17 protein-coding genes are annotated in these 21952 nt (G+C 67.6%); 15 read left to right on the top strand and 2 right to left on the bottom strand.

Going from position 1 to position 21952, the window contains the following annotated elements; translation table 11 throughout:
• Positions 1–27: 27 nt before the first annotated feature.
• From ST3T6A_RS0105965 to ST3T6A_RS0105955, 3 genes are all read left to right on the top strand, one after another.
• Complete coding sequence (locus tag ST3T6A_RS0105965; RefSeq protein ID WP_019831992.1) at positions 28–2196, top strand: primosomal protein N'; 2169 nt, start codon at positions 28–30, stop codon at positions 2194–2196.
• A 135-nt stretch (positions 2197–2331) separates the two neighbouring features.
• Complete coding sequence (locus tag ST3T6A_RS0105960; protein ID WP_235785731.1) at positions 2332–3990, top strand: alpha/beta hydrolase; 1659 nt, start codon at positions 2332–2334, stop codon at positions 3988–3990.
• 101 nt (positions 3991–4091) lie between these two features.
• A complete protein-coding gene (locus ST3T6A_RS0105955; RefSeq protein ID WP_019831990.1) occupies positions 4092–5669 on the top strand; it encodes a hypothetical protein in 1578 nt (525 codons plus the stop codon).
• Here ST3T6A_RS0105955 and ada read toward each other — a convergent pair.
• Both ada and ST3T6A_RS0105945 read right to left on the bottom strand, forming a co-directional pair.
• Positions 5654–6706 carry a bifunctional DNA-binding transcriptional regulator/O6-methylguanine-DNA methyltransferase Ada gene (gene ada, locus ST3T6A_RS0105950; protein WP_019831989.1) on the bottom strand — a complete coding sequence of 351 codons (1053 nt, stop codon included), beginning with the start codon at positions 6704–6706 and terminating at the stop codon, positions 5654–5656. The genes ST3T6A_RS0105955 and ada overlap by 16 nt on opposite strands.
• Positions 6696–7157 (bottom strand): DUF1203 domain-containing protein, encoded by a 462-nt coding sequence (locus tag ST3T6A_RS0105945; protein WP_019831988.1) that lies wholly within the window; start codon positions 7155–7157, stop codon positions 6696–6698. The genes ada and ST3T6A_RS0105945 overlap by 11 nt, the downstream gene beginning before the upstream one ends.
• 228 nt (positions 7158–7385) lie before the next feature.
• Here ST3T6A_RS0105945 and ST3T6A_RS0105940 point away from each other — a divergent pair, with 228 nt between their 5' ends.
• The 12 genes from ST3T6A_RS0105940 to ST3T6A_RS0105885 all read left to right on the top strand — a co-directional run bounded on the left by ST3T6A_RS0105940 (position 7386) and on the right by ST3T6A_RS0105885 (position 21952).
• Positions 7386–7940, top strand: coding sequence for a F0F1 ATP synthase subunit delta (locus ST3T6A_RS0105940; RefSeq protein WP_026359467.1), 555 nt, complete (start codon positions 7386–7388; stop codon positions 7938–7940).
• A 2-nt stretch (positions 7941–7942) separates the two neighbouring features.
• Positions 7943–9472, top strand: a complete 1530-nt coding sequence (gene atpA, locus ST3T6A_RS0105935) for a F0F1 ATP synthase subunit alpha (protein WP_019831986.1) — start codon at positions 7943–7945, stop codon at positions 9470–9472.
• A gap of 43 nt (positions 9473–9515) precedes the next feature.
• The gene (locus ST3T6A_RS0105930) at positions 9516–10400 is read left to right on the top strand and encodes a F0F1 ATP synthase subunit gamma (protein ID WP_019831985.1); all 885 of its coding nucleotides are present in this window, start codon (positions 9516–9518) and stop codon (positions 10398–10400) included.
• A 26-nt stretch (positions 10401–10426) separates the two neighbouring features.
• Positions 10427–11878, top strand: a complete 1452-nt coding sequence (gene atpD / locus ST3T6A_RS0105925) for a F0F1 ATP synthase subunit beta (protein ID WP_019831984.1) — start codon at positions 10427–10429, stop codon at positions 11876–11878.
• Between the two features lie 64 nt (positions 11879–11942).
• Positions 11943–12209 (top strand): ATP synthase F1 subunit epsilon, encoded by a 267-nt coding sequence (locus ST3T6A_RS0105920; RefSeq protein ID WP_019831983.1) that lies wholly within the window; start codon positions 11943–11945, stop codon positions 12207–12209.
• A 151-nt stretch (positions 12210–12360) separates the two neighbouring features.
• The gene (locus tag ST3T6A_RS0105915) at positions 12361–14346 is read left to right on the top strand and encodes a hypothetical protein (protein ID WP_157602455.1); all 1986 of its coding nucleotides are present in this window, start codon (positions 12361–12363) and stop codon (positions 14344–14346) included.
• Complete coding sequence (locus ST3T6A_RS0105910) at positions 14343–14915, top strand: hypothetical protein (RefSeq protein ID WP_019831981.1); 573 nt, start codon at positions 14343–14345, stop codon at positions 14913–14915. The genes ST3T6A_RS0105915 and ST3T6A_RS0105910 overlap by 4 nt, the downstream gene beginning before the upstream one ends.
• Positions 14916–14976: 61 nt before the next feature.
• Positions 14977–16464, top strand: a complete 1488-nt coding sequence (locus tag ST3T6A_RS0105905; RefSeq protein WP_019831980.1) for a CpaF family protein — start codon at positions 14977–14979, stop codon at positions 16462–16464.
• Between the two features lie 71 nt (positions 16465–16535).
• Positions 16536–17429 (top strand): class I SAM-dependent methyltransferase, encoded by an 894-nt coding sequence (locus ST3T6A_RS0105900; RefSeq protein ID WP_019831979.1) that lies wholly within the window; start codon positions 16536–16538, stop codon positions 17427–17429.
• A gap of 87 nt (positions 17430–17516) precedes the next feature.
• Positions 17517–18134, top strand: a complete 618-nt coding sequence (locus ST3T6A_RS0105895; protein WP_026359465.1) for an RNA polymerase sigma factor — start codon at positions 17517–17519, stop codon at positions 18132–18134.
• On the top strand, positions 18082–19095 hold the full coding sequence (locus ST3T6A_RS0105890; RefSeq protein WP_037537654.1) for a FecR family protein: 1014 nt from the start codon (positions 18082–18084) through the stop codon (positions 19093–19095). The genes ST3T6A_RS0105895 and ST3T6A_RS0105890 overlap by 53 nt, the downstream gene beginning before the upstream one ends.
• A 109-nt stretch (positions 19096–19204) precedes the next feature.
• Positions 19205–21952, top strand: a complete 2748-nt coding sequence (locus tag ST3T6A_RS0105885; RefSeq protein ID WP_019831976.1) for a TonB-dependent receptor domain-containing protein — start codon at positions 19205–19207, stop codon at positions 21950–21952.

The following is a 21952-nucleotide window of genomic DNA, read 5'->3' as shown; positions in this document are numbered from 1 at the left end:
GCCTTCGATCCTAGATGGGAGGGAGCGATGTCCCGTGCCCGCGTCCTGCTCCTCAATTCGGCCCTCGGCCCGCTCGACTATCGCGTGCCGCACGGCATGGCGGTGGAGCCCGGCTCGATCGTGCTGGCCCCGCTCGGGCCGCGCCAGCTCGCCGGCGTGGTATGGGAGGCGGATCGGATGCCCTCCGATGCGGAGGTCGGCGACAACCGCCTGCGCAACCTCGTCGCCGTCTACGACCTGCCGCCGATCGCCGCGCCGCTCCGGCGGCTGATCGAGTGGACCGCGAGCTATTATCTCGCGCCGCCCGCGGCGGTGCTGCGCATGGCGCTGGCGTCGGCGAGCGCGCTGGAAGGCGGGCGCACCGTCGTCGAATATCGCGCGACCGGTGTGGTGCCGGACCGCCTCACCCCCCAGCGCGCGCAGGCGCTGGAGCGGATCGGCGAGCGTCAGGGGCTGATCCGCGAGCTGGCCGCCATCGCGGACGTGACCGACGCGGTGATCCGCGGCCTCGTGAAGACGGGCGCGATCGAGGCGGTGGAGGTGGCGATGGACGCCCCCTTCCTCGATCCCGACCCGAGCTTCGCCCCGCCCGAGCTTTCCGCCGATCAGTGCACAGTGGCGGACAGCATCGTCGAGGCGGTGGAGGCGCATCGCTTCGATCCGATGCTGCTCGACGGCGTGACCGGCTCCGGCAAGACCGAAGTCTATTTCGAGGCCGTCGCGGCGGCGATCCGGCAGGGGCGGCAATCGCTGATCCTGCTGCCCGAGATCGCGCTGACCGAACCCTTCCTCAAGCGTTTCGAGAAGCGCTTCGGCCATCTCCCCGTGGCGTGGCATTCGGACCTGCGCCAATCCCAGCGCCGCCGCGCATGGCGTGCGATCGCGACCGGCGAGGCGAAGGTGGTGATCGGCGCGCGCTCCTCGCTGTTCCTGCCCTATCGGAACCTCGGCCTGATCGTCGTCGACGAGGCGCATGAGACGAGCTTCAAGCAGGAAGAAGGCGTGATGTACCACGCCCGCGACGTCGCCGTGATGCGCGGGCATTTCGAGCAGATTCCCGTCCTGCTCGCTTCCGCCACCCCGGCGATCGAGACGCGGCAGATGGTCGCGGCGGGAAAGTATCGCGGGCTGAAGCTCCCCGGCCGCTACGGCCCGGCGCAGATGCCCGCCATCTCCATCATCAATCTCACGCAGGATGTGCCGCCCAAGCAGCGCTGGATCGCGCCCACGCTGGTCGCGGCGTTGCAGGAGACGATGGAGAAGGGCGAGCAGTCGCTCCTCTTCCTCAACCGGCGCGGCTATGCCCCGCTAACCTTGTGCCGGACCTGCGGACACCGCTTCCGCTGCCCGAACTGCACGGCATGGATGGTCGAGCACCGGCTGATGGCGCGGCTCGCCTGCCACCATTGCGGGCATGTGATGCCGCCGCCCGCCGCCTGCCCGGAATGCCATGAGGAGGACAGCCTCGTCGCCTGCGGCCCCGGCGTCGAGCGCATCGCCGATGAGGTGGCGGCCATCCTCCCTGACGCACGCACCGCCGTGGTAACGTCCGACACCATCTGGTCCCCCGCCAAGGCCGCCGAGTTCGTCAACCGCATGGAGGCGGGCGAGATCGACGTGGTGATCGGCACCCAGCTCATCACCAAGGGCTATCATTTCCCCAACCTCACGCTGGTCGGCGTGGTGGACGCGGACCTCGGCCTTTCGGGTGGAGACCTCCGCGCCGCCGAGCGGAGCTTCCAGCAGATCGCGCAGGTGGCGGGGCGCGCAGGCCGGGGCGCCAAGCCGGGCCGCGTCTTCCTCCAGACCCGCGAGCCGCAGGCGCCCGTCATCCAGGCGCTGGTGACGGGTGACGCCGACAGCTTCTACGAGGCCGAGACGGACAGCCGGCGCGAGGCGAACGCCCCGCCCTTCGGCCGCTACGCCGCGATCATCGTCTCGTCCGAGAAGCAGGACGAGGCCGTCGCCACCGCCCGCCTGATCGGCCGCTCGGCGCCAGAGGTGGAGGGGATGATGGTGTTCGGCCCCGCCCCCGCGCCGCTCGCCATGCTCCGGGGGCGGCATCGCCAGCGCCTGCTCGTCCATGCCCGCCGCGCGCTGGACGTGCAGGACGTGATCCGGGGATGGCTCGGCGCGCTGGAGTGGCCGCGCGGCGTGCGCGTCGCGGTGGATGTCGACCCCTACAGCTTCATGTGAGCCACCCAAGGCGCATTCCGCCTACCTCGCCGGGGCGGCATACCCCTTCGGCGACAAACCCATACGGTGAAATTCCACTGGCCTTGCAGGATTTCCCCTGCCAGCATCCGCCCCGATCCGTGGGGGAAAGCGACGATGGCGACGAAACACATTCACTCGTGTCAACTTCGTCAACGTCGCCGCTGGCGGATGCCGCTCGCCGCCGCACTGCTGCTCTCCACCGCGCCACTCTCGGCGGAACTTCCGATCGCCGAGACGCGCATGATCGTGACGCTCCCGGAGAGCTGGACGGGCGACGCCTCGGGCCGCCTGCTGGTCTTCGCCAAGCCGGTGAAGGCGGGCGAGCCCGATCAGGCGGATGTCGATACCTCCACCTTCGATCCGCAGGCCGTCTCGGTCGCCGCCCGCGACGTCACGACCTTCGGCGCGGCGCGCACCGTGCAGATCAACACGCAGGAGGTCGCGTTCCCCGCCGGTTTCGCGGCGCTCCCCGCCGGCGACTATCGCGTGCAGGCGGTACTCGATCGCAACGGGGATTATAATTATGGCGGGCGCGGCCCCGGCGATCTCGTCTCGAAGGTGGTGACGATCCACTGGCCCGAGCAGACCCCCGCCACGCTCCCCCTCGACCGAACGATCCCCGATCAGGCAATGTGGGATTTCTCAGACGCTCCCAAGGATGTGCAACAGGCCGTCACCGACGCCAAGCCGCACCTCCACGAGGAACTGTTCGAGAGCCCCGCACTCAGCGCCTTCTGGGGCCGCCCGATCACGATCAGGGCGTGGGTGCTGACCCCGCCCGGCTACAGCTCCGATGCGCGACAGACCTACCCCACCGTCTACGAGACCGGCGGCTTCGGATCGACCCACCGGCGCGACATCGCCATGGCCGGCCGCATCTGGGGGATGGAGGCGGCGAAGGACATCCCGCCGATGATCTGGGTGTTCCTCGATCACAGCTCGCTCGGCACGGGCACCACCGAGTTCGCGGACAGCGTCAACAACGGGCCGTGGGGCCATGCGCTCACCGCCGAGCTGATCCCCGCGCTGGAGAAGCAGTACCGGATGGACGCGAAGCCACAGGGTCGCTTCCTCACCGGACACAGCTCGGGCGGTTGGGCGACGCTGTGGTTGCAGGTGCGCTATCCCAAGATGTTCGGCGGCACATGGTCCACCTCACCCGATCCGAGCGACTTCCACGACTTCACCGGCGCCGACCTCTACGCCGCCAACACCAATTTCTACCGCGACGCCGCCGGCAAGCCGCGCCCGCTGATCCGCGATCACGACAAGCTGATCGCCACCATCCCCGATTTCGCGCGGCTGGAGGCGGTGCTGGGCCATGACGGCGGGCAGTTCCGCTCGTTCGAGTGGGTGTTCAGCCCGCGCGGCCCCGACGGCACGCCGATGGAGATGTATGACCGCACCACCGGCGCGGTGAACCCGGCGGTCGTCTCCTACTGGCGCGATCATTACGACATCGCCCACAGGATCGAGACGCGCTGGCCCGAGCTGAAGCCCGATCTCGACGGCAAGGTGCATCTGTTCGTGGGAACGGCAGACACCTTCTATCTCGACGGCGCGGCCCACCGGCTGGAGGCGGTGATGAAGAAGGCCGGCGCCCATGCGCAATTCACCTTCATCCCGAACAAGACGCATTTCGATCTCTACGAGCGCGACGGCGACAAGCGCGCGCTCACCAAGGATATCGCCAAGGCGATGTACGAAACGGCGCGGCCCGAAGCGGCGCCCGTGAAGAAGCGGCCGGCGCGGAAATCTTCCCGACGGCACTGATATAACCCCCGCTCCGGGGCTATATTCCCCGATCGTCGGTCTGGCGCTTCCGGGCGCGAGGATGAAAGATGCGCGATGCGAAAGCGTCGTGGGGGTCGACAATGCGCAAGTCGTTCATGGGGATGCTGCTGGGCGCGGCGGCCGCGCTCGGCACGCCGGCTCATGCCGCATGGTATGAAGCCAGCACCGATCATTTCATTATCGATGCGAACAGCAGCGAAGTCCGCATCCGGGATTTCGCGCGCAAGCTGGAACTCTTCGACGCGCAGTTGCGCGCGCTCTACGGCGTGCAGGACGATCCCAGCCGTCGCTCCAACCGCATCCGCCTGTTCGCGGCCGACACCGCCACCATCGTGCGGATGTGCGGCTCCAGCTGTTCCAGCGAGACGCGGGGCTTCTACAAACCCCGCGCGGGCGGCTCGGTGATCTTCACCTCCACCCTCACCACCGTGAGTAATCAGGACAGCTACGACCTCGATGCGCAGGAGGTGCTGCTGCACGAATATAGCCACCACTTCATGTTCTCGAACTTCCCGGCCGCCTATCCGATGTGGTTCACGGAAGGCTTTGCCGAGTTCAACGCCAACGTGCGCTTCTACCCGGACGGCTCGATGCTGATGGGGCGTCCGGCGAACTATCGGGCCTATGGGCTGTTCTCGCACAACCCCATCCCGATCCGCGAGCTGCTGGACCCGCCGCCGCGCGATCTCCGCGACAGCGCCACCGTGGACGGCATCTACGGCCGGGGCTGGCTGCTCGTGCACTATCTGATGACAAACAAGGATCGGCGCGGCCAGCTTGAGGCCTATTTGGCCGAGTTGGGCAAGGGGAAGTCCAGCATCGACGCCGCGACCATCGCGTTCGGCGATCTGCGCAAGCTGGACAAGGCGCTGAACGACTATCTCTCCAACAATCACTTCGTCGAGATACGGATGCCCCCGCCGGTTAAGGAGCCGGTGATCGACGTGAAGCCGCTCTCTCCGGGCGCGGCGGCGATGATGCCGGTCCATATGCGCTCGACCAACGGCATCAGCCCCCAGGAGGCCACGGCGCTTCTGCCGGATGCGGAGAAGCGCGCCGCGCCCTATCCGAACGATCCGCGCGTGCAGGTCGAGCTGGCGGAGGCCGAATATGACGCCGGCAATGACGACGCCGCCGATGCCGCGGCCGATCGCGCACTCGCCGCCGATCCGAACGAGCGGACGGCGATGCTCTACAAGGGCCGCGTGACGATCCGCCGGGCGTTGAAAGGCAACGTCACCGATGCGAAGGCCTGGTCGGAGGCGCGTGGCTGGTATGCCAGGGCCAACCATGCCGATCCCGAAGCCGCGCTGCCGCTGATGCTCTATTACGAGAGCTATCTGGCGCAGAAGGTCCGCGCGCCCGATCTCGCCGTGCAGGGGCTGCGAAAGGCGGTATCGCTCGCGCCGGAAGACCCGCGCCTCCATTTCCTGCTCGCCGGCCGGATGCTGGCCGACGGCGATGTCGCGACCGCGCGCAAGCTCCTCGCCCCCATCGCCTATTCGGCGCACAACCTTCCGGGCGCGGGGGCCGCGCGGACCGTGATCGACCTGATCGACAGCGGCAAGATCGGGGAAGCCAAGGCGGCGATGGCGAACGACAAGCCTGCCGAAAGCGACGCCGGGGACAAGAACGGCAAGGATCAGCCGAAAAGCTGAGTCTGCCGCCCCTCGCCCGCTTCGCGTTCCAGCAGCTCGGCCTTCATCGCCAGCCCCCAGGCATAGCCGCCGGGGCTGCCGTTGCCGCGCCGCGCCCGGTGGCAGGGGATCAGCACCGCGACCGGGTTGGCGCCACACGCCGTCCCCGCCGCACGCGCCGCGCCCGGCTTGCCGGCCCGCGCCGCCAGCGCGGCGTAGCTGACGCTCTCGCCGGCGGGAACGCGGGAAAGCTCGCGCCACACCGCCTCCTGGAAGGCCGTGCCGCGCACGTCGAGGGGGAGGTCGTGGGCACGGCCCGGCTCCTCCACCACGGCGACCGCGCTCGCCACCAGCACGGCCATCGCCTCGCCGCCGGGCTCGAGCGTCGCATGGGGGAAGTCGCGCGCCAGCACTTCGCGCGGATCGCCGAAGGTCAGCCGGCAGATGCCCCGCTCGGTCGCCGCGACGAGCATCCGGCCGAAGCTGGTCTGCGCGGTGGCCCAGCGAATCGTGGCGCCCCGGCCACCCTCCCGCCAGGCGGACGGCGCCATGCCGAGCCGCCCCTCCGCCTCCTCGTAGAAACGCCCCGGCCCCGAATAGCCCGCCTCGTAGATCGCGTCGGTCACCCTGTCCTCCTGTCGGAGCGCCTGCTCCATCCGCCGCGCACGGACGCCGCGGGCATAAGCGGCGGGTGTCACCCCGGTCCGCTTGCGGAACAGACGATGGAAGTGGTGCGGTGCATACCCCGCCTCGGCCGCCATCTCGTCGAGTGTCGGCGGCGCCTCGGCGCGCTCGATCAGCGCGACCGCGCGCGCCACGCCCTCGGCATCGCGGGCGACTTCGTCGGGCTTGCAGCGCAGGCAGGGGCGCAGGCCCGCCTCCCGTGCCGCCGCACCATCGGCGAAGAAACGCACATTCTCGCGCCTCGGATGCCGCGCCGCACAAGAGGGCCGGCAATAGATTCCGGTCGAGAGCACGCCCGTGACGAAGCGCCCGTCCATCGCCCGATCGCGGCGCAGCACGGCCGCCCAGCGTTCCTCGTCCCGTTCAGGCATCATCGCTCCGCTCCGCCCGCGCGAGGAAGCATCCCCAGGCGGCAGTATGGACATCAACATAGAGGATCTCCTCGTCATCCAGCAGCCCCCGAATGCCGGCATCCGCCCCGCCCGGCTCGGCCACCATCGCCGCGCGCATCATCCCCGCCGCATCGAAGCCGCGCAGGCTGAGCCGCCGCGTGTCGAGAAGCGGCGGCGGGGCATCGCGATGGGCTGGCGCCCGCGTGGCGCCCTCGCGCACGAAGATGGCGTGCGAGGCGCGAAACGGCGTCGCCACGTCGGCGGAGACATGGTTGAGAAGCAGCACGCTCTCGCCCGGCTCGGCATCTTCCAGCGTCACGCGGCACGGAAAGGCGCCCGGCTTGTCCGCCGTCATGCGAATCGCCCCGGCGGCCAGCAGCGCCTCCACGTCGGCGAAGCGGGCGGGGTCGAGGCCCTCTATGCGATAGGTCATGATCGTCGTTCCTCCGATGTCATGACTCCTTATTCCGCAGTTTCACGCTGCCCCGCGTCCCGCCGCTTGCTCTCAAACCCGCTTTCCGCTCGGAAGCCGGCGGCTGGCCGCGCTACCCTTGCATCATCCCCCCTCCCCTGCTAACCGGCCGGGCGACCCATGCGGGGACGCCTTTGGGCGCCCCCTTTTTTTACATGGGCTTTGCAGCTTCCGGGGGATTGAGCGCGCGTGGACATTTCCGGCGGTATTCAAGCCAGCCTCAGCGGCCGTTATGGAATGGCCCTGTTCGAGCTGGCGCGCGACGAGAAGGCGATCGACGCCGTCTCGGCGGATCTTGACCAGGTGAAGGCCGCTCTGGCCGAAAGCGCCGACTTCCGTGCCCTGACCCAGAGCCCCCTCATCGACCGCGTGGCCGCCGGCAAGGCGATCGCGGCGGTGGCCGAGGCGATGAAGCTCGGCAAGATCACCACCCATTTCCTCGGCGTGCTGGCGCACAATCGCCGCCTCGCCGAGCTGTCGGCCATGATCCGCGCCTTCAAGGCGCTGGTGGCCGCCCATCGCGGCGAGACGACCGCCGAAGTCACCTCCGCCCATCCGCTCGACGCCGAGCAGGTCGGCGCGCTGAAGGACAAGCTGCGCACCCGCTTCGGCCGCGATGTCGCGATCGAGGCGAAGGTCGACCCGGCCATCCTCGGCGGTCTGATCGTGAAGATGGGCTCGCAGCAGATCGACGGCTCGATCCGCACCAAATTGAACACTCTCGCGAACGCGATGAAAGGCTGAACATGGATATCCGCGCCGCAGAAATCTCGAAGGTCATCCGCGACCAGATCGCCAACTTCGGCACCGAGGCCGAGGTGTCCGAGGTCGGCCAGGTGCTGTCCGTCGGCGACGGCATCGCGCGCATCTTCGGCCTCGACAACGTCCAGGCGGGCGAGATGGTCGAGTTCGCCAACGGCACGCAGGGCATGGCGCTCAACCTCGAAGCCGATAACGTCGGCGTCGTGATCTTCGGCTCGGACGCCGAGATCAAGGAAGGCGACACCGTCAAGCGCACCGGCACCATCGTGGACGTGCCGGTCGGCAAGGGCCTGCTCGGCCGCGTGGTCGACGGCCTCGGCAACCCGATCGATGGCAAGGGCCCGATCCAGTACGAGACCCGTTCGCGCGTCGAAGTGAAGGCTCCGGGCATCATCCCGCGCAAGTCGGTGCATGAGCCGGTGCAGACCGGCCTCAAGGCGCTCGACGCGCTGGTGCCCGTCGGCCGTGGCCAGCGCGAGCTCATCATCGGCGATCGTCAGACCGGCAAGACCGCCGTCGCGATCGACACCTTCATCAACCAGAAGACCGCCAACGCCGGCACCGACGAGAAGCAGAAGCTCTACTGCATCTACGTCGCCGTCGGTCAGAAGCGTTCGACCGTCGCCCAGATCGTCCGCCAGCTCGAAGAGAATGGCGCGATGGAATATTCGATCGTGGTCGCCGCGACCGCGTCGGATCCGGCGCCGCTCCAGTTCCTCGCGCCCTACACCGGCTGCGCGATGGGCGAGTATTTCCGCGACAACGGCATGCACGCCGTGATCGTGTATGACGATCTCTCGAAGCAGGCCGTCGCCTATCGTCAGATGTCGCTCCTGCTGCGCCGTCCGCCGGGCCGCGAAGCCTATCCGGGCGACGTGTTCTACCTCCACTCGCGCCTTCTGGAGCGCGCCGCCAAGATGTCCGACGCCCACGGCGCCGGCTCGCTGACGGCTCTCCCGGTCATCGAGACGCAGGCGGGCGACGTGTCGGCCTACATCCCGACCAACGTGATCTCGATCACCGACGGCCAGATCTTCCTCGAGACGGACCTGTTCTATCAGGGCATCCGTCCGGCGATTAACGTCGGCCTGTCGGTGTCGCGCGTCGGCTCGGCCGCGCAGACCAAGGCGATGAAGAAGGTCGCGGGCTCGATCAAGCTCGAGCTGGCGCAGTACCGCGAAATGGCGGCGTTCGCGCAGTTCGGTTCGGACCTCGACGCCTCGACGCAGAAGCTGCTCAACCGCGGCGCTCGCCTCACCGAGCTGCTGAAGCAGGCGCAGTTCTCGCCGATGCCGTTCGAGGACCAGGTGGCGTCGATCTTCGCCGGCACCCAGGGCTATCTCGACAAGCTGCCCGTCAGCGACGTGACCCGCTTCGAGCAGGCCCTGCTGGCCGACCTCAAGGCGAACCACCCCGACGTGCTCAAGACCATCCGCGAGACCAAGGATCTCGGCGACGAGGTCAAGGGCAAGCTCAAGGCAGCGCTCGACGCGTTCGCCAAGACGTTCGGCTGATAGGTTCGAGCCCCCGCTTCGGCGGGGGCCAACGGGGAAGTAGATGGCCAACCTCAAGGCTCTCAAGATCCGCATCGGCTCGGTGAAGTCGACGCAGAAGATCACCAAGGCGATGAAGATGGTCGCCGCCGCCAAGCTGCGCCGCGCGCAGGACGCGGCCGAGGCCGGTCGCCCCTATGCCGAGGAGCTCACCAAGGTGATGGCCCGCCTCGCGTCGGGTGTCACCGTCGGCCCGGAAAGCCCGAAGCTGCTGGCCGGCACGGGCAAGGATCAGGTCCACTTCATGGTGGTCGCGACCTCCGAGCGTGGTCTGGCGGGTGCGTTCAACTCCAACATCGTGCGTGCGGCCGTCCGCAAGGCGCGCGAGCTGGAGGCCGAAGGCAAGACGCTGAAGTTCTACCTGATCGGCAAGAAGGGCCGCGCGGTCATCAACCGCCTGTTCCCGGGCAAGATCGTCCATCAGGTCGACCAGACCCACATCAAGACCGTGTCGTTCGACGACGCGCACGAAGTGGCCGAAGACATCATGGCGCGGTACGAGGCGGGCGAGTTCGATGTCGCGCACCTCTTCTTCGCCAAGTTCCAGTCGGCGCTGGTGCAGATCCCGACCGAGCTTCAGCTCATCCCGGTGCCGATCGCGGCCGCCGAGGAAGAGAAGCCGAACGGTCCGGTCGCCGCGTTCGAATATGAGCCCGACGAGGAGGAGATCCTCGCCGCGCTGCTGCCGCGCAACATTGCGGTCCAGCTCTTCCGCGCGTTCCAGGAGAATGCCGCGTCGGAGCAGGGCAGCCGCATGACCGCGATGGACAATGCGACGCGCAACGCCGGCGACATGATCAACCGGCTGACCATCCAGTATAACCGCAGCCGTCAGGCCGCGATCACCACCGAACTCGTCGAGATCATCTCGGGCGCTGAAGCGCTCTGATAGGCTAAGAAGGCAAGGAACCCGTCATGGCCACCGCCACCACCACCAACAATGTCGGCCGCATCAGCCAGGTGATCGGCGCCGTCGTCGACGTCACCTTCGAAGGCCCGCTGCCGGCGATCCTCTCGGCGCTCGAGACCGAGAACCAGGGCCACCGCCTCGTTCTCGAAGTCGCGCAGCACCTCGGCGAGAACACCGTCCGCACCATCGCGATGGACGCCACCGAAGGCCTCACCCGCGGCCAGGAAGTGCGTGACACCGGCGCGCAGATCCGCGTGCCCGTCGGCCCGAAGACGCTCGGCCGCATCATGAACGTCGTCGGCGAGCCGATCGACGAGCGCGGCCCGATCGGCGCCGACGTCACCGGCCCGATCCACGCCAAGGCCCCCGAGTTCGTCGATCAGGCGACCGAGACGAGCATCCTCGTCACCGGCATCAAGGTCATCGACCTTCTCGCTCCGTATGCGAAGGGCGGCAAGATCGGCCTGTTCGGCGGCGCGGGCGTCGGCAAGACCGTGCTCATCCAGGAGCTGATCAACAACATCGCCAAGGGCCATGGCGGCACCTCGGTGTTCGCCGGCGTCGGCGAGCGCACCCGTGAAGGCAACGACCTTTATCACGAGTTCCTCGACGCGGGCGTCATCGCCAAGGACGCCGATGGCAACGCCATCTCGGAAGGCTCCAAGGTCGCCCTTGTCTACGGCCAGATGAACGAGCCGCCGGGGGCCCGCGCCCGCGTCGCTCTCTCGGGCCTCGCGATCGCTGAATATTTCCGCGATCAGGAAGGGCAGGACGTGCTCTTCTTCGTCGACAACATCTTCCGCTTCACGCAGGCGGGCGCCGAGGTGTCGGCTCTGCTCGGCCGTATTCCGTCGGCCGTGGGCTATCAGCCGACGCTGTCGACCGACATGGGCGCCCTGCAGGAGCGCATCACGTCGACCAACAAGGGCTCGATCACCTCGGTGCAGGCGATCTACGTGCCCGCCGACGATCTTACCGATCCGGCGCCGGCCACGTCCTTCGCCCACCTCGACGCGACGACCGTGCTCAACCGCGCTATCTCGGAGCTGGGCATCTACCCGGCGGTCGATCCGCTCGACTCGACCTCGCGCGTGCTGACCCCGGCCGTCGTCGGCCAGGAGCATTACGAGACGGCCCGCGCCGTTCAGGAGACGCTCCAGAAGTACAAGTCGCTGCAGGACATCATCGCGATCCTCGGCATGGACGAGCTTTCCGAAGAGGATAAGCTCACCGTCAGCCGCGCCCGCAAGATCCAGCGCTTCCTGTCGCAGCCCTTCCACGTCGCCGAAGTGTTCACCGGCATCTCGGGCAAGTTCGTGCAGATCGAGGATACGGTCCGCTCGTTCAAGGCTGTGGTGAACGGCGAATATGACCACCTGCCGGAAGCAGCCTTCTACATGGTCGGCGGCATCGACGAGGCGGTCGAGAAGGCCCAGAAGCTGGCGGAAGCCGCCTAAGCCGTAACGACCCGGAACTTCCCCTCCCCCGCATCCCGTGCGGGGGAGGGTTCAGGACAAGACCATGGCCGATCTGAACTTCGAACTCGTCACCCCGGAAAAGCGCCTTCTGTCGGAGAGCGCGTACATGGTCGTGGTTCCCGGCTCCGAGGGCGACTTCGGCGTGCTGGCCGGCCACGCGCCCTTCATGACGACGGTGCGCGACGGCGAGATCCTCGTCTATTCCTCGGCGACCACCGTGACCCAGCGCGTCCGCGTGCAGGGTGGCTTCGCGGAAGTCACCGCCAAGGGGCTCACCGTGCTGGCGGAGCATGCATCGATCGTCGAGTGATCCCGATCATCGACTGACGTTGCCGGATCAAACGGCAGGCCCGAAGGCGTCGCTTCATCGCGGCGCCTTTATGCGTAACGGGCCATTAAGCAAAACCGCATAAGCCGAAGCCCTGTTCACCGGGGCGTCGATGACCTTTTTCTTCCAAGACATGGGCGGTCTTCTTCTGGGCACCCTGGCGACGCCGTTGCTCGGGGTGCTGCCGGGTTTCGCGCTGCTCGCCCTTCTGGAACGCTTCGGCGGCCTGCGGGCCGGGCAAGGCTGGGAGCGGGTCGGCTGGGCGCTGCTGCTCGCCTTTTCCGTGCTGCCGGCGATCGATGCGCTGGCCATTCGCTTCCTCGACGTCCCGGCGGCTTTCGCTTTCCGCATCGCGCTGGCGCTCGTCGCGCTCCGCCCGCTGACCGGAATCGTCCGGCGGCTCGATCGCATCCCGCGCCCGATGCTCCTGTTCGCCGGCCTGTGGTGGCTGGTCGTGGCGATCGCCTATGTCGATGTCGACTGGAACGGCCGGCTCTATCAGAGCCTCGTCGTCGTCGATCTCGTGAAGCATGCAGCGGTGGTGGAGTCCATCGCCGACTATGGCCTGCCGCTGCGCGACAGCTTCTTTGCCCGCGCCCAGCCGGCGGGTTATTATTACTATTTCTACTGCCTCCCCGCCGAAATCCGCTGGGTGGCCGGCAACCTCATCAGCGCCCGGATGGCCTTCGCGTCCACGCTGTTCTGGGCGGGCTTCGCGCTCCCCGCCATCCTCTGGCGCGTCGGCGCGGAGGCGGGGCTGATCGGCGAGGGACGCGAACGGCGCTTCCTGCTGGCAGCCATCTTCCTGTGCTTCATCGCGGGTGCGGACCTGCCGTTCATCCTGATCGAACATGCGCTCAATGGCTATACGTTGCCGCAGGTCGAACTCTGGAGCGAAGAGGTCCGCTTCGCGCTGACATCGATGCTCTGGGTGCCGCATCATATGGCCGCGCTGATCGCCTGCTGGACGGGCGCGGCGCTGCTCTGCCGCCGGGAGCCGGGATGGCGGCGCACGGACATCCTGCCGGTCGTCGCGACGGGACTGTGCTTCGGCTCGGCCTTCGGCATGTCGCTCTGGATGGCGCTGACCGCTGCGCCGATCCTCGCGATCTGGTGTCTTGCCCGCCTCTGGCGCGGGGATCGCGCGACGGCGACGGCGCTGATCCTCGCAGGTGTCGTGGCCGCTCTCGTCTGCCTGCCGCAGATCATCGACATCCTCCAGGGGCGGAGCGACCAGAGCTTCCCCATCGCGCCGACCGTGCGGAGCTTCGCCTTCTGGTGGCTCACGCCCGCCCACCCCGATGTGACGCTGGCGCTGATCCTGCTTCTGCTGCTGCCCGTCGGCTATGCCATCCAGTTCGGCGCCTTCACGATCGGGAGCCTCCTCTTCCTGCGCGCGCATCCGGGGGAGACCCGGCAGGCGAATGCCATGCGCTCGCTTCTCCTGATCGCAGCGATCGTCTCGCTGATCGTCGCCAGCTTCTTCCGCTCGACGATCATCAACAACGATCTCGGATGGCGATCGATCTGGTTCGCCCAGTTCCCGGCGATCGTCTGGACGGCGAGCCTCCTCCACACCCTGCCCGGCTTCTTCATGCGACGGGGCGGATTCCGCATCCTCCTGCTCCTCGGCATCGCCGGGAATCTGTGGGACATGGCCGGTTTCCGCTTCATCCGGCCGCCTCATTTCCGGACGCACGGCCCCATACCCGGAACCGAGCCCACCACGGATTTTAGCGAGCGCGAAGCCTATGAATGGGCCGGTCGCCACCTCGACGGCAATCTGGTGATCCAGCACAATGCCGGGCTGCATCCGCGCGTCTTCAATTTCGGCCTATATGGCCGGAACCGGCCCGGCATCGCCGACAAGGACGCCATCCTCTTCGGCGCATCGCGGCAACAGGTCGCCGACCGGCTCCGAGCCTTGCAGCCGATCTTCGACATCCCCATGCCGCTGACGGACATGCAGGCCCGGGCGAGGACGCAGGGGGTCGACTTCCTCCTGATGGCGGACAGCGACCCAAGCTGGAAACGGCAGGGCACGCCGCCCTTCCTCGGCAACTGCGTCTATCGGAACGCGCACGCCTGTCTGCTGCCCACGAAAGCGCCCACGCCATGAGCCCGCTCCTTCGCACCCTTGTGTTGCTGGTCGCCGCGCCCATCCTCGGCTTCGCGCTCTATCTGGGGCTCACTTGGACGCCATTGTTCGAGAATGTGCACATCCTCTTCTATCGTGGGCTGCTGTTGTGCGGATTGAGCGCGGTGTTGCTCGGCGTCTTCCTGGCGGTAGCCGGCCGATGGCGGCCGATCGAGCCCATCGCGATCATTGCGGCGGCTGCGCTCTCGCTCAGCGCCAACCTCATGTTCCTGATCGTGCTGCCGGTGACGATCGACCGGTCGATCAGCGTCTTCCTGCTGGCGGAGATCGATGCGCATCAGGCCTCCCCGCTCACCACGCGGCAGCTCGAAGCCGCCTTCGTCCAGCACTATGTCCACGACATGCGGCAGATCGACCGGCGCGTGGCCGAGCAGACGATCTCCGGCACCATCTCGGCCGAGGACGGGAAGATCCGCCTTACGCCGCGCGGGCAACGCTTCCTGCGGTTGGCGCGCTTCCTTGCGGAGCCGTTCCGCACGGACCCCCGCTTCGTCGGCCTCGCCCCGCCGGCGGATCAAGTGGTTAAGTAATTTTCAAGCCTTGCCGCCTAAGCCGGTCGACATCCGGCGACATCAAAAGAGCAGCCATCAGATGAACGCGTTCGGCAAGCGAAATGGTATCGGCGGCCCCGGCCAGCGGCCTGCCTTCGGCGTGGCCCGCCCGATGCAGAGCCCCGACGCCGCTGCCTCCGCATTCCCGGCCGAAGCGGCGCCGCCTCCGCCCGCTCCCGAGCCCGCCCCCACCGGCGATGCCATGGCGCGGCTCGCGAGCCGTCAGGCGGGCTCCGGCGAGGCCGCATCGCACAAGGCCGAGGGCTTCGACGCCTCGGTCCATAAGATCAAGGAGCAGGTGCTCCCCCGCCTGCTGGAGCGCGTCGACCCGGAAGCCGCCGCCACGCTCACCAAGGACGAGCTGGCCGAGGAATTCCGCCCGATCATCTCCGAGGTGCTCGCCGAGCTGAAGATCAACCTCAACCGCCGCGAGCAGTTCGCGCTGGAGAAGGTGCTGGTCGACGAGCTGCTCGGCTATGGCCCGCTCGAGGAGCTGCTGGCCGACCCGGACGTCAGCGACATCATGGTCAACGGCCCGGAGCAGACCTTCATCGAAAAGAAGGGCAAGCTCCAGATCGCGCCGATCCAGTTCCGCGACGAGCAACACCTGTTCCAGATCGCCCAGCGCATCGTGAACAAGGTCGGCCGCCGCGTCGACCAGACCACGCCGCTCGCCGACGCGCGCCTGCCCGACGGCTCTCGTGTGAACGTGATCGTGCCCCCGCTGTCGCTGCGCGGCACGGCCATCTCGATTCGTAAGTTTTCCGCCAAGCCGATCACGCTCGACATGATGGCGGGCTTCGGCTCGATGTCGGCCAAGATGGCGACGGCGCTCAAGATCGCGGGCGCGAGCCGCTTCAACATCGTCATCTCGGGCGGCACGGGCTCGGGCAAGACGACGATGCTGAACGCGCTCTCCAAGATGATCGACCCCGGCGAGCGCGTGCTGACGATCGAGGACGCGGCCGAACTCCGCCTCCAGCAGCCGCACTGGCTGCCGCTCGAAACCCGCCCGCCGAACCTCGAAGGCCAGGGCGAGGTCTCGATCCGCGATCTCGTCAAGAACGCGCTGCGTATGCGGCCTGATCGCATCATCCTCGGCGAGATTCGCGGCGCTGAATGTTTCGACATGCTCAGCGCCATGAACACCGGCCACGACGGCTCGATGTGCACGCTCCACTCCAACTCTCCGCGCGAGGCGCTGGCCCGCATGGAGAACATGGTGATGATGTCGGACATCAAGGTGCCCAAGGAAGCCATCAGCCGCCAGATCGCGGATTCGGTGGATCTCATCATCCAGGTGAAGCGCCTGCGCGACGGCTCGCGCCGCGTGACCAACATCACCGAGGTGATCGGCATGGAAGGCCCGGTGATCGTCACGCAGGAACTGTTCAAGTTCGAATATCTCGACGAGAGCGCGGACGGGAAGATCGTCGGCGAATATCGCTCGATGGGCCTGCGCCCCTACACGCTGGACAAGGCCAAGCAGTACGGCTTCGACCAGCCCTTCCTCGAAGCCTGCCTGTAACGCGAGACGGCTTGTCTTCGGATCATGGGCGCGCCAGCATCGGCGCATCCCGTTTCCGGAGACGAGCCACCATGCGTTCCGTCCTGATCCTATTCCCCGCCATCGCGCTCGCGACCTCACCCCTGCTGGCCGCCAAGGCGCCGGTGCGCCATGCCGCGCCGGTTGCGGCCACCCAGCACGCCACGGTCGATCCCGACATCGCCAAGGCCGTCGCCGACACCGGCCGCAAGGCGGAAAACCGCGCCCGCGACAAATATCGCCACCCCGCCCAGACGCTGAGCTTCTTCGGTTTGAAGCCCGACATGACGGTGGTGGAGATGCTGCCGGGCGGCGGCTGGTACAGCGAGATTCTCGCGCCCTACCTCGCGGCGAACGGCCATTTCGTCGCGGCGGTGCCGCCGGGCAAGTCGACCGACAAATATCAGGAACTGCTCGCCTCCGACGCCGCCCGCTACGGCAAGACGCAGGTGACGCCCTTTACCGAGGGCCAGCCCAACCAGCTCGTGCCGGACGGCACCGCCGACATGGTCGTGACCTTCCGCAACATCCACAACCTCCTCGGCTCGCCCGAGCAGGCCGGTGACGGCAACGCCCCGCAGGCCTTCGCGGACTGGTTCCGCGTGCTCAAGCCCGGCGGCGTGCTCGGCATCGAAGAGCATCGCCTTCCCGAGACGATGGACAGCGCGCGCGAGAAGACCACCGGCTATGTGAAGCGCTCCACCGTGATCCGGCTGGCGATGGCGGCGGGCTTCCAGTTCGCCGGAGCGAGCGACATCAACGCCAATCCCAAGGACGATCACGATCACCCCAAGGGCGTGTGGACGCTGCCGCCCACCTATGAGCTGGGCGATCAGGACAAGGCCAAATATGCGGCCATCGGCGAGAGCGACCGCATGACGCTCAAGTTCGTGAAGCCCGATCCCAACGCGCCCGCGCCGGCGCCAGCGGCCCCGGACGCGCACTGAGATGGCAACCGCCGTGGCCACCCCCGGCCACGGCGCCTCGTGCCGCAATGTTCGCGGCGCTTCTTCAGCCTGTAACAATCCGGCGTGATGAGAGGGGCCATGGCCCTCCCCTTCGACGATCGCGCTCAGTGGCTCGCTGACTGCATCTTGCCCCATGAGCGTGCGCTCCGGGATTGGCTGGCCCGATTCGCCTTCCTGAGCGGGGATCAGATCGACGATCTCGTGCAGGAAACCTACGCCGTCCTCGTCCAGCGCGCGGACGTGGCCTCGATCCGCAACCCGCGCAACTATGCCTTCCAGGTGGCCAAATCGATCCTGTTGCAGGATCTGCGCCGCTCGCGCGTGGTGGCGATCGGCTCGGTCACCGACCTGGAGACGCTGGACCAGCCCGCCGACATGCCGAGCCCCGAGCAGCAGGCCATCGGACGCGACGAACTGGCCCGCGTCGCCCACGCCATCGCCGCCATGCCGCGCCAGACGCGGCGGGCCTTCCAGCTCCGCCGCGTCGAGGGCCTTTCGCAGCGCGATGTCGCCGCCGCGCTCGGGCTTTCGGAAAGCACGGTGGAAAAACATATTGTGCGCGGCATAAAATTGCTGATGCAGCAGTTCGGCCGTGGCGGAAAAGCATCGTCCGATGCATCCATATCGAGTGATGAAGGACGAGCGTTTGCCGAAGACCGGGCGCGAAACCGCGCAGAGCATTGACGAGGCGGCCGCCGTCTGGACCGCGCGGCTCGATCGCGGCCTGACGGAAAGCGAACAGACCGAACTGCAAGAGTGGCTCGCCGGCGACAGCCGCCGCATGGGCTCGCTCGCCCGCGCCAAGGCGATCTGGGCCCATGCCGACCGTGCCCGGTCGCTCGGCGCTATCGCCATCGAGGCTCCGCCGCCCGAGCCGATCTGGCAACGGATCGACCGCCGCACCGTGATGATCGGCGGCGGGGCGCTGGCGGCGTCGATCGTCGCGGCCGTCTCGGTGCCTGCTTATCTGCACCGGCCGAAGCGTCTGGTGACGGCGATGGGCGAAATCCGCCGCGTGCCGCTCGGCGACGGTTCGGTGGTGACGCTCGACACGCATAGCGTCGTCGAGGCCGCGTTCAGCGAGCAAAGGCGCGCGATCCATCTCGTCTCGGGCGTCGCCTATTTCGAGGTGGCGCATGATCCCTCCCGCCCCTTCGTGGTGGAGGCGCGCGACGTCAGCGTGCGCGCGGTCGGCACCGCCTTCTCGGTCCGCAATATCGAGGGGTCGCCCGTGTCGGTGGTGGTGAGCGAGGGCAAGGTCGCGGTCGGCCGCCTCGCCGCACCCGGCGCGGACGAGGTGCAGCTCACCGCCAACATGCAGGCCGAGATGCCGGACATCGCGCCCATCGCGCCGGCCAATATCGCGCGGCCGCTCTCGCCGGACGATCTCAGCCGCGCGCTGTCGTGGCGCGACGGGATGCTGGCGTTCGAGGGCGATACGCTGGCTGAGGCCGCCCATCGCTTCGGCCGCTATGGCGGGCCGAAGATCGAGATCGACGGCGCGGCGCTGGCCCGCCAGCCCATCTCCGGCCTGTTCGCGGCAAGCGATCCGCGCGGCTTCGCGCGCGCCATCGCGGTCAGCCTCGACGCGACCGTGGACGACGAGGGCGACACCGTCCGCCTGCGCCCGGCCGGCCGCTCATAGAAAATTGATTAAAAAATTCACGGCGCGGGTGGAGGAGATCGTCCGCCGCCGCATCTACCCCATGAACGGCCCGGCAGCGGCGCCGCCAAAAAGAGTGGGAAAAAGACTCATGCGTTACAAGGGTTTGACTGCCGTTTCGGCGGTTGCGATCGCGTGCGCCGCGCAGGCGGCCTCCGCACAGGTGCGCAACTTCGATGTGCCGGCGCAATCCGCCGTCACCGCCATCCCCACCTTCGCGCGTCAGGCGGGTGTGCAGATCGTGGCGCCCGCCGCGCGCCTCAAGGGTCGCATGGCGCAAGCCGTGAAGGGCCAGATGGACGTCGACGCCGGCCTCGCCCAGCTCCTCGCCGGCACGGGCCTGAGCGTCGCGGCGCGCACCGGCCAGACGATCAGCCTTCGTGTTGCGGACGAGGCCCCAGCCACCACCGCCGATGCCAGTCCTGACAACAGCGAAGCCGGCTCGGCCGCGGACAACAGCATCATCGTCACCGGCCGCGCGGGCACGGGCGGGCGCACCAAGGCGCAGACCAGCTACGCCGTCTCCACGCTGAGCGCCGACTTCCTGCGCACCCGCGCGCCGTCGAGCGTCACCGAGGCGCTGAAGTCGGTCCCCGGCTTCTGGGTCGAGGCGTCGGGCGGCGAGGCTTCCGGCAACATCCGCGCGCGCGGCATCCCGGTGGACGGCTTCGGCTCGATCAACCTGCTCGAAGACGGCCTTCCCGTGCAGCATGATCCCGCGCTCGGCTATCTGAACGCCGACCAGACCTTCCGCGTCGACGAGTCCATCGATCGCGTCGAAGTGGTGCGCGGCGGCCCGTCGTCGATCTTCGCGTCGAACGCGCCGGGCGGCTCGGTCAACTTCATCATGCGCAAGCCGGGCGACGAGTTCTCGGGCCTTGCCAAGTACGAGTACGGCCCGACGGCCAACCTCAACCGCTTCGACGGCTGGTTCGGCGGCCCGATCGGCGACGGCTGGAAGTTCGACGTGGGCGGCTTCTACCGCACCGAGGACGGTGTGCGCGATCCGGGCTTCACCGGCAACCGCGGCGGCCAGATTCGCGCCGACCTCACCAAGGATTTCGCGCGCGGCCACGTGAGCCTGAGCTACAAGCGCCTCGACGACCACACCATCCTCTACACGGGCATCCCGCTCACCAAGGATGCCGATGGCGACATCGTGGCGGTCAACGGCTTCGGCGGCCATTACGGCACGCTCGCCAGCCCCGAGACGGCGCACCTGACGCTGCGCGACGGTCATGGCGGCTTCGTCAGCTACGACAACACCGACGGCACGCGGGTGAAGCTCAACCAATATTCGGCGATGGCCGATTATGAGATCTTCGACGGCTGGACGCTCTCGAACAAGGCGCGCTACCGGACCAGCGACACGGTGCGCAACGGCATCTATCCGTCGGCGCTCGCCAAGGCGACGGACTATGTGAGTTCGGTGCAGAACGCGCTGCTCGCCGCCTATCCCGGCGCCACCAGCGTGCAGCTCCGCTACACCGACACCGGCCAGGCGCTCGACATGGCCAACCAGAACGGCAACGGCCTGATCGTCCAGAACAGCGCCCGCCCGGTGACGATCAGCGAAAACGAGTTCGTCGACGACCTGCGCCTGACGCACGAGTTCGAGATGGGCTCGATGAAGCACAACTTCGCGATCGGCGGCTATTTCGCGCACATCAAGGAGCATTTCGGCCGCTACTCCGCCGCGACGCTCCAGGATGTCTCGGACAACTCCCGCCTGCTCGACCTCGTGGCGCTCAACGGCGCGGGCCAGGTGGTGGGCAGCCTCACCCAGAACGGCGTAACGCGCTATTCGTCCGAGTTCGCCAACGGCTCGGGCACCAGTGACACCTTCGCCTTCTACGCGTCGGACGAATGGCAGATCACCCGCCAGCTCCGCCTCGACGGCGGCCTGCGCTACGAGCATGTGAACCCCACCGGCGCGGCCGAGGGCTCCGCCACCGTCGATCTCGGCGATCCTTCCACGCTGGCCGACAACACCGCGCTGATCGGCAACGGCGTGTTCAGCCACTTCAACCGCAACTTCCACCATCTCGGCTGGACGGTGGGCCTCGATTATCAGTTCACCCCGCGCATGGGCGTGTTCGCGCGCTACACCTCGGCCTTCCGCCTGCCGGGCGTGGGCGACTTCATCACCAACGCCACCGCGACGCCCGTGGTGCAGAAGATCAAACTTTCGGAAGGCGGCTTCAAGCTCTCGTCGGACAAGATCAATCTCTACCTGACGGGCTTCAACACCGATTATTCGAGCTACGCGATCGGCAACTACACCTTCGATCCGGTCACCGGCATCATCACCCAGAGCACGCAGTACGCCGACACGCGCACCTACGGCGTCGAGGTGGAGACGGTGCTGCGCCCGGTCCATTGGTTCGACCTCGCGCTGGAGGGCACCTTCCAGCAGCCCAAGTTCCGCAACCTGAAATATTCGGAAGTCGTGAACGGCGCGCTCGTGGCGCGGGATTATGACGGACACCAGTTGCTTCGCGTACCCAAGGTCTCGCTCCGCGCGACGCCGGAAGTGAACCTGTTCAACGATCGCTTCCACGCGCAGATGGACGTCGAGCATTATGGCAGCCGCTATGCCGACGCCGCCAACACGCAGAAGCTGCCGGCCTACACGGTCATCAACGCGAGCGTCCGTTTCGCGCTGACGCCGAAGATCACGCTCTATGCCTATGGCGACAATCTCAACAACTCGCTGGGGCTGACCGAGGGCAATCCGCGCTCGGGCGAGCTGACGAGCGGGCAGGCGAGCGACCAGTTCTTCATCGGTCGCCCGATCCTCGGCCGGTCGTTCCGCTTCGCCGCCATGTACCAGTTCTAA

This window comes from Sphingomonas sp. PR090111-T3T-6A, assembly GCF_000383095.1.
Classification (GTDB): domain Bacteria; phylum Pseudomonadota; class Alphaproteobacteria; order Sphingomonadales; family Sphingomonadaceae; genus Solisphingomonas.
Note: the sequence above shows the minus strand (reverse complement) of the source record. Positions and strands in the feature narration are given on the sequence as shown.

Excerpts from the sequence above, each read along its gene's own strand:
- ada (WP_019831989.1), bottom strand. The coding sequence starts at position 6,706 with ATGATGCCTGAACGGGACGAGGAACGCTGGGCGGCCGTGCTGCGCCGC.
- ST3T6A_RS0105920 (WP_019831983.1), top strand. The coding sequence starts at position 11,943 with ATGGCCGATCTGAACTTCGAACTCGTCACCCCGGAAAAGCGCCTTCTG.
- ST3T6A_RS0105960 (WP_235785731.1), top strand. The coding sequence starts at position 2,332 with ATGGCGACGAAACACATTCACTCGTGTCAACTTCGTCAACGTCGCCGC.
- ST3T6A_RS0105885 (WP_019831976.1), top strand. The coding sequence starts at position 19,205 with ATGCGTTACAAGGGTTTGACTGCCGTTTCGGCGGTTGCGATCGCGTGC.
- ST3T6A_RS0105895 (WP_026359465.1), top strand. The coding sequence starts at position 17,517 with ATGAGAGGGGCCATGGCCCTCCCCTTCGACGATCGCGCTCAGTGGCTC.
- ST3T6A_RS0105910 (WP_019831981.1), top strand. The coding sequence starts at position 14,343 with ATGAGCCCGCTCCTTCGCACCCTTGTGTTGCTGGTCGCCGCGCCCATC.
- ST3T6A_RS0105900 (WP_019831979.1), top strand. The coding sequence starts at position 16,536 with ATGCGTTCCGTCCTGATCCTATTCCCCGCCATCGCGCTCGCGACCTCA.
- atpD (WP_019831984.1), top strand. The coding sequence starts at position 10,427 with ATGGCCACCGCCACCACCACCAACAATGTCGGCCGCATCAGCCAGGTG.
- ST3T6A_RS0105930 (WP_019831985.1), top strand. The coding sequence starts at position 9,516 with ATGGCCAACCTCAAGGCTCTCAAGATCCGCATCGGCTCGGTGAAGTCG.
- ST3T6A_RS0105890 (WP_037537654.1), top strand. The coding sequence starts at position 18,082 with ATGAAGGACGAGCGTTTGCCGAAGACCGGGCGCGAAACCGCGCAGAGC.
- ST3T6A_RS0105905 (WP_019831980.1), top strand. The coding sequence starts at position 14,977 with ATGAACGCGTTCGGCAAGCGAAATGGTATCGGCGGCCCCGGCCAGCGG.
- ST3T6A_RS0105955 (WP_019831990.1), top strand. The coding sequence starts at position 4,092 with ATGCGCAAGTCGTTCATGGGGATGCTGCTGGGCGCGGCGGCCGCGCTC.
- ST3T6A_RS0105945 (WP_019831988.1), bottom strand. The coding sequence starts at position 7,157 with ATGACCTATCGCATAGAGGGCCTCGACCCCGCCCGCTTCGCCGACGTG.
- ST3T6A_RS0105915 (WP_157602455.1), top strand. The coding sequence starts at position 12,361 with ATGGGCGGTCTTCTTCTGGGCACCCTGGCGACGCCGTTGCTCGGGGTG.
- atpA (WP_019831986.1), top strand. The coding sequence starts at position 7,943 with ATGGATATCCGCGCCGCAGAAATCTCGAAGGTCATCCGCGACCAGATC.
- ST3T6A_RS0105965 (WP_019831992.1), top strand. The coding sequence starts at position 28 with ATGTCCCGTGCCCGCGTCCTGCTCCTCAATTCGGCCCTCGGCCCGCTC.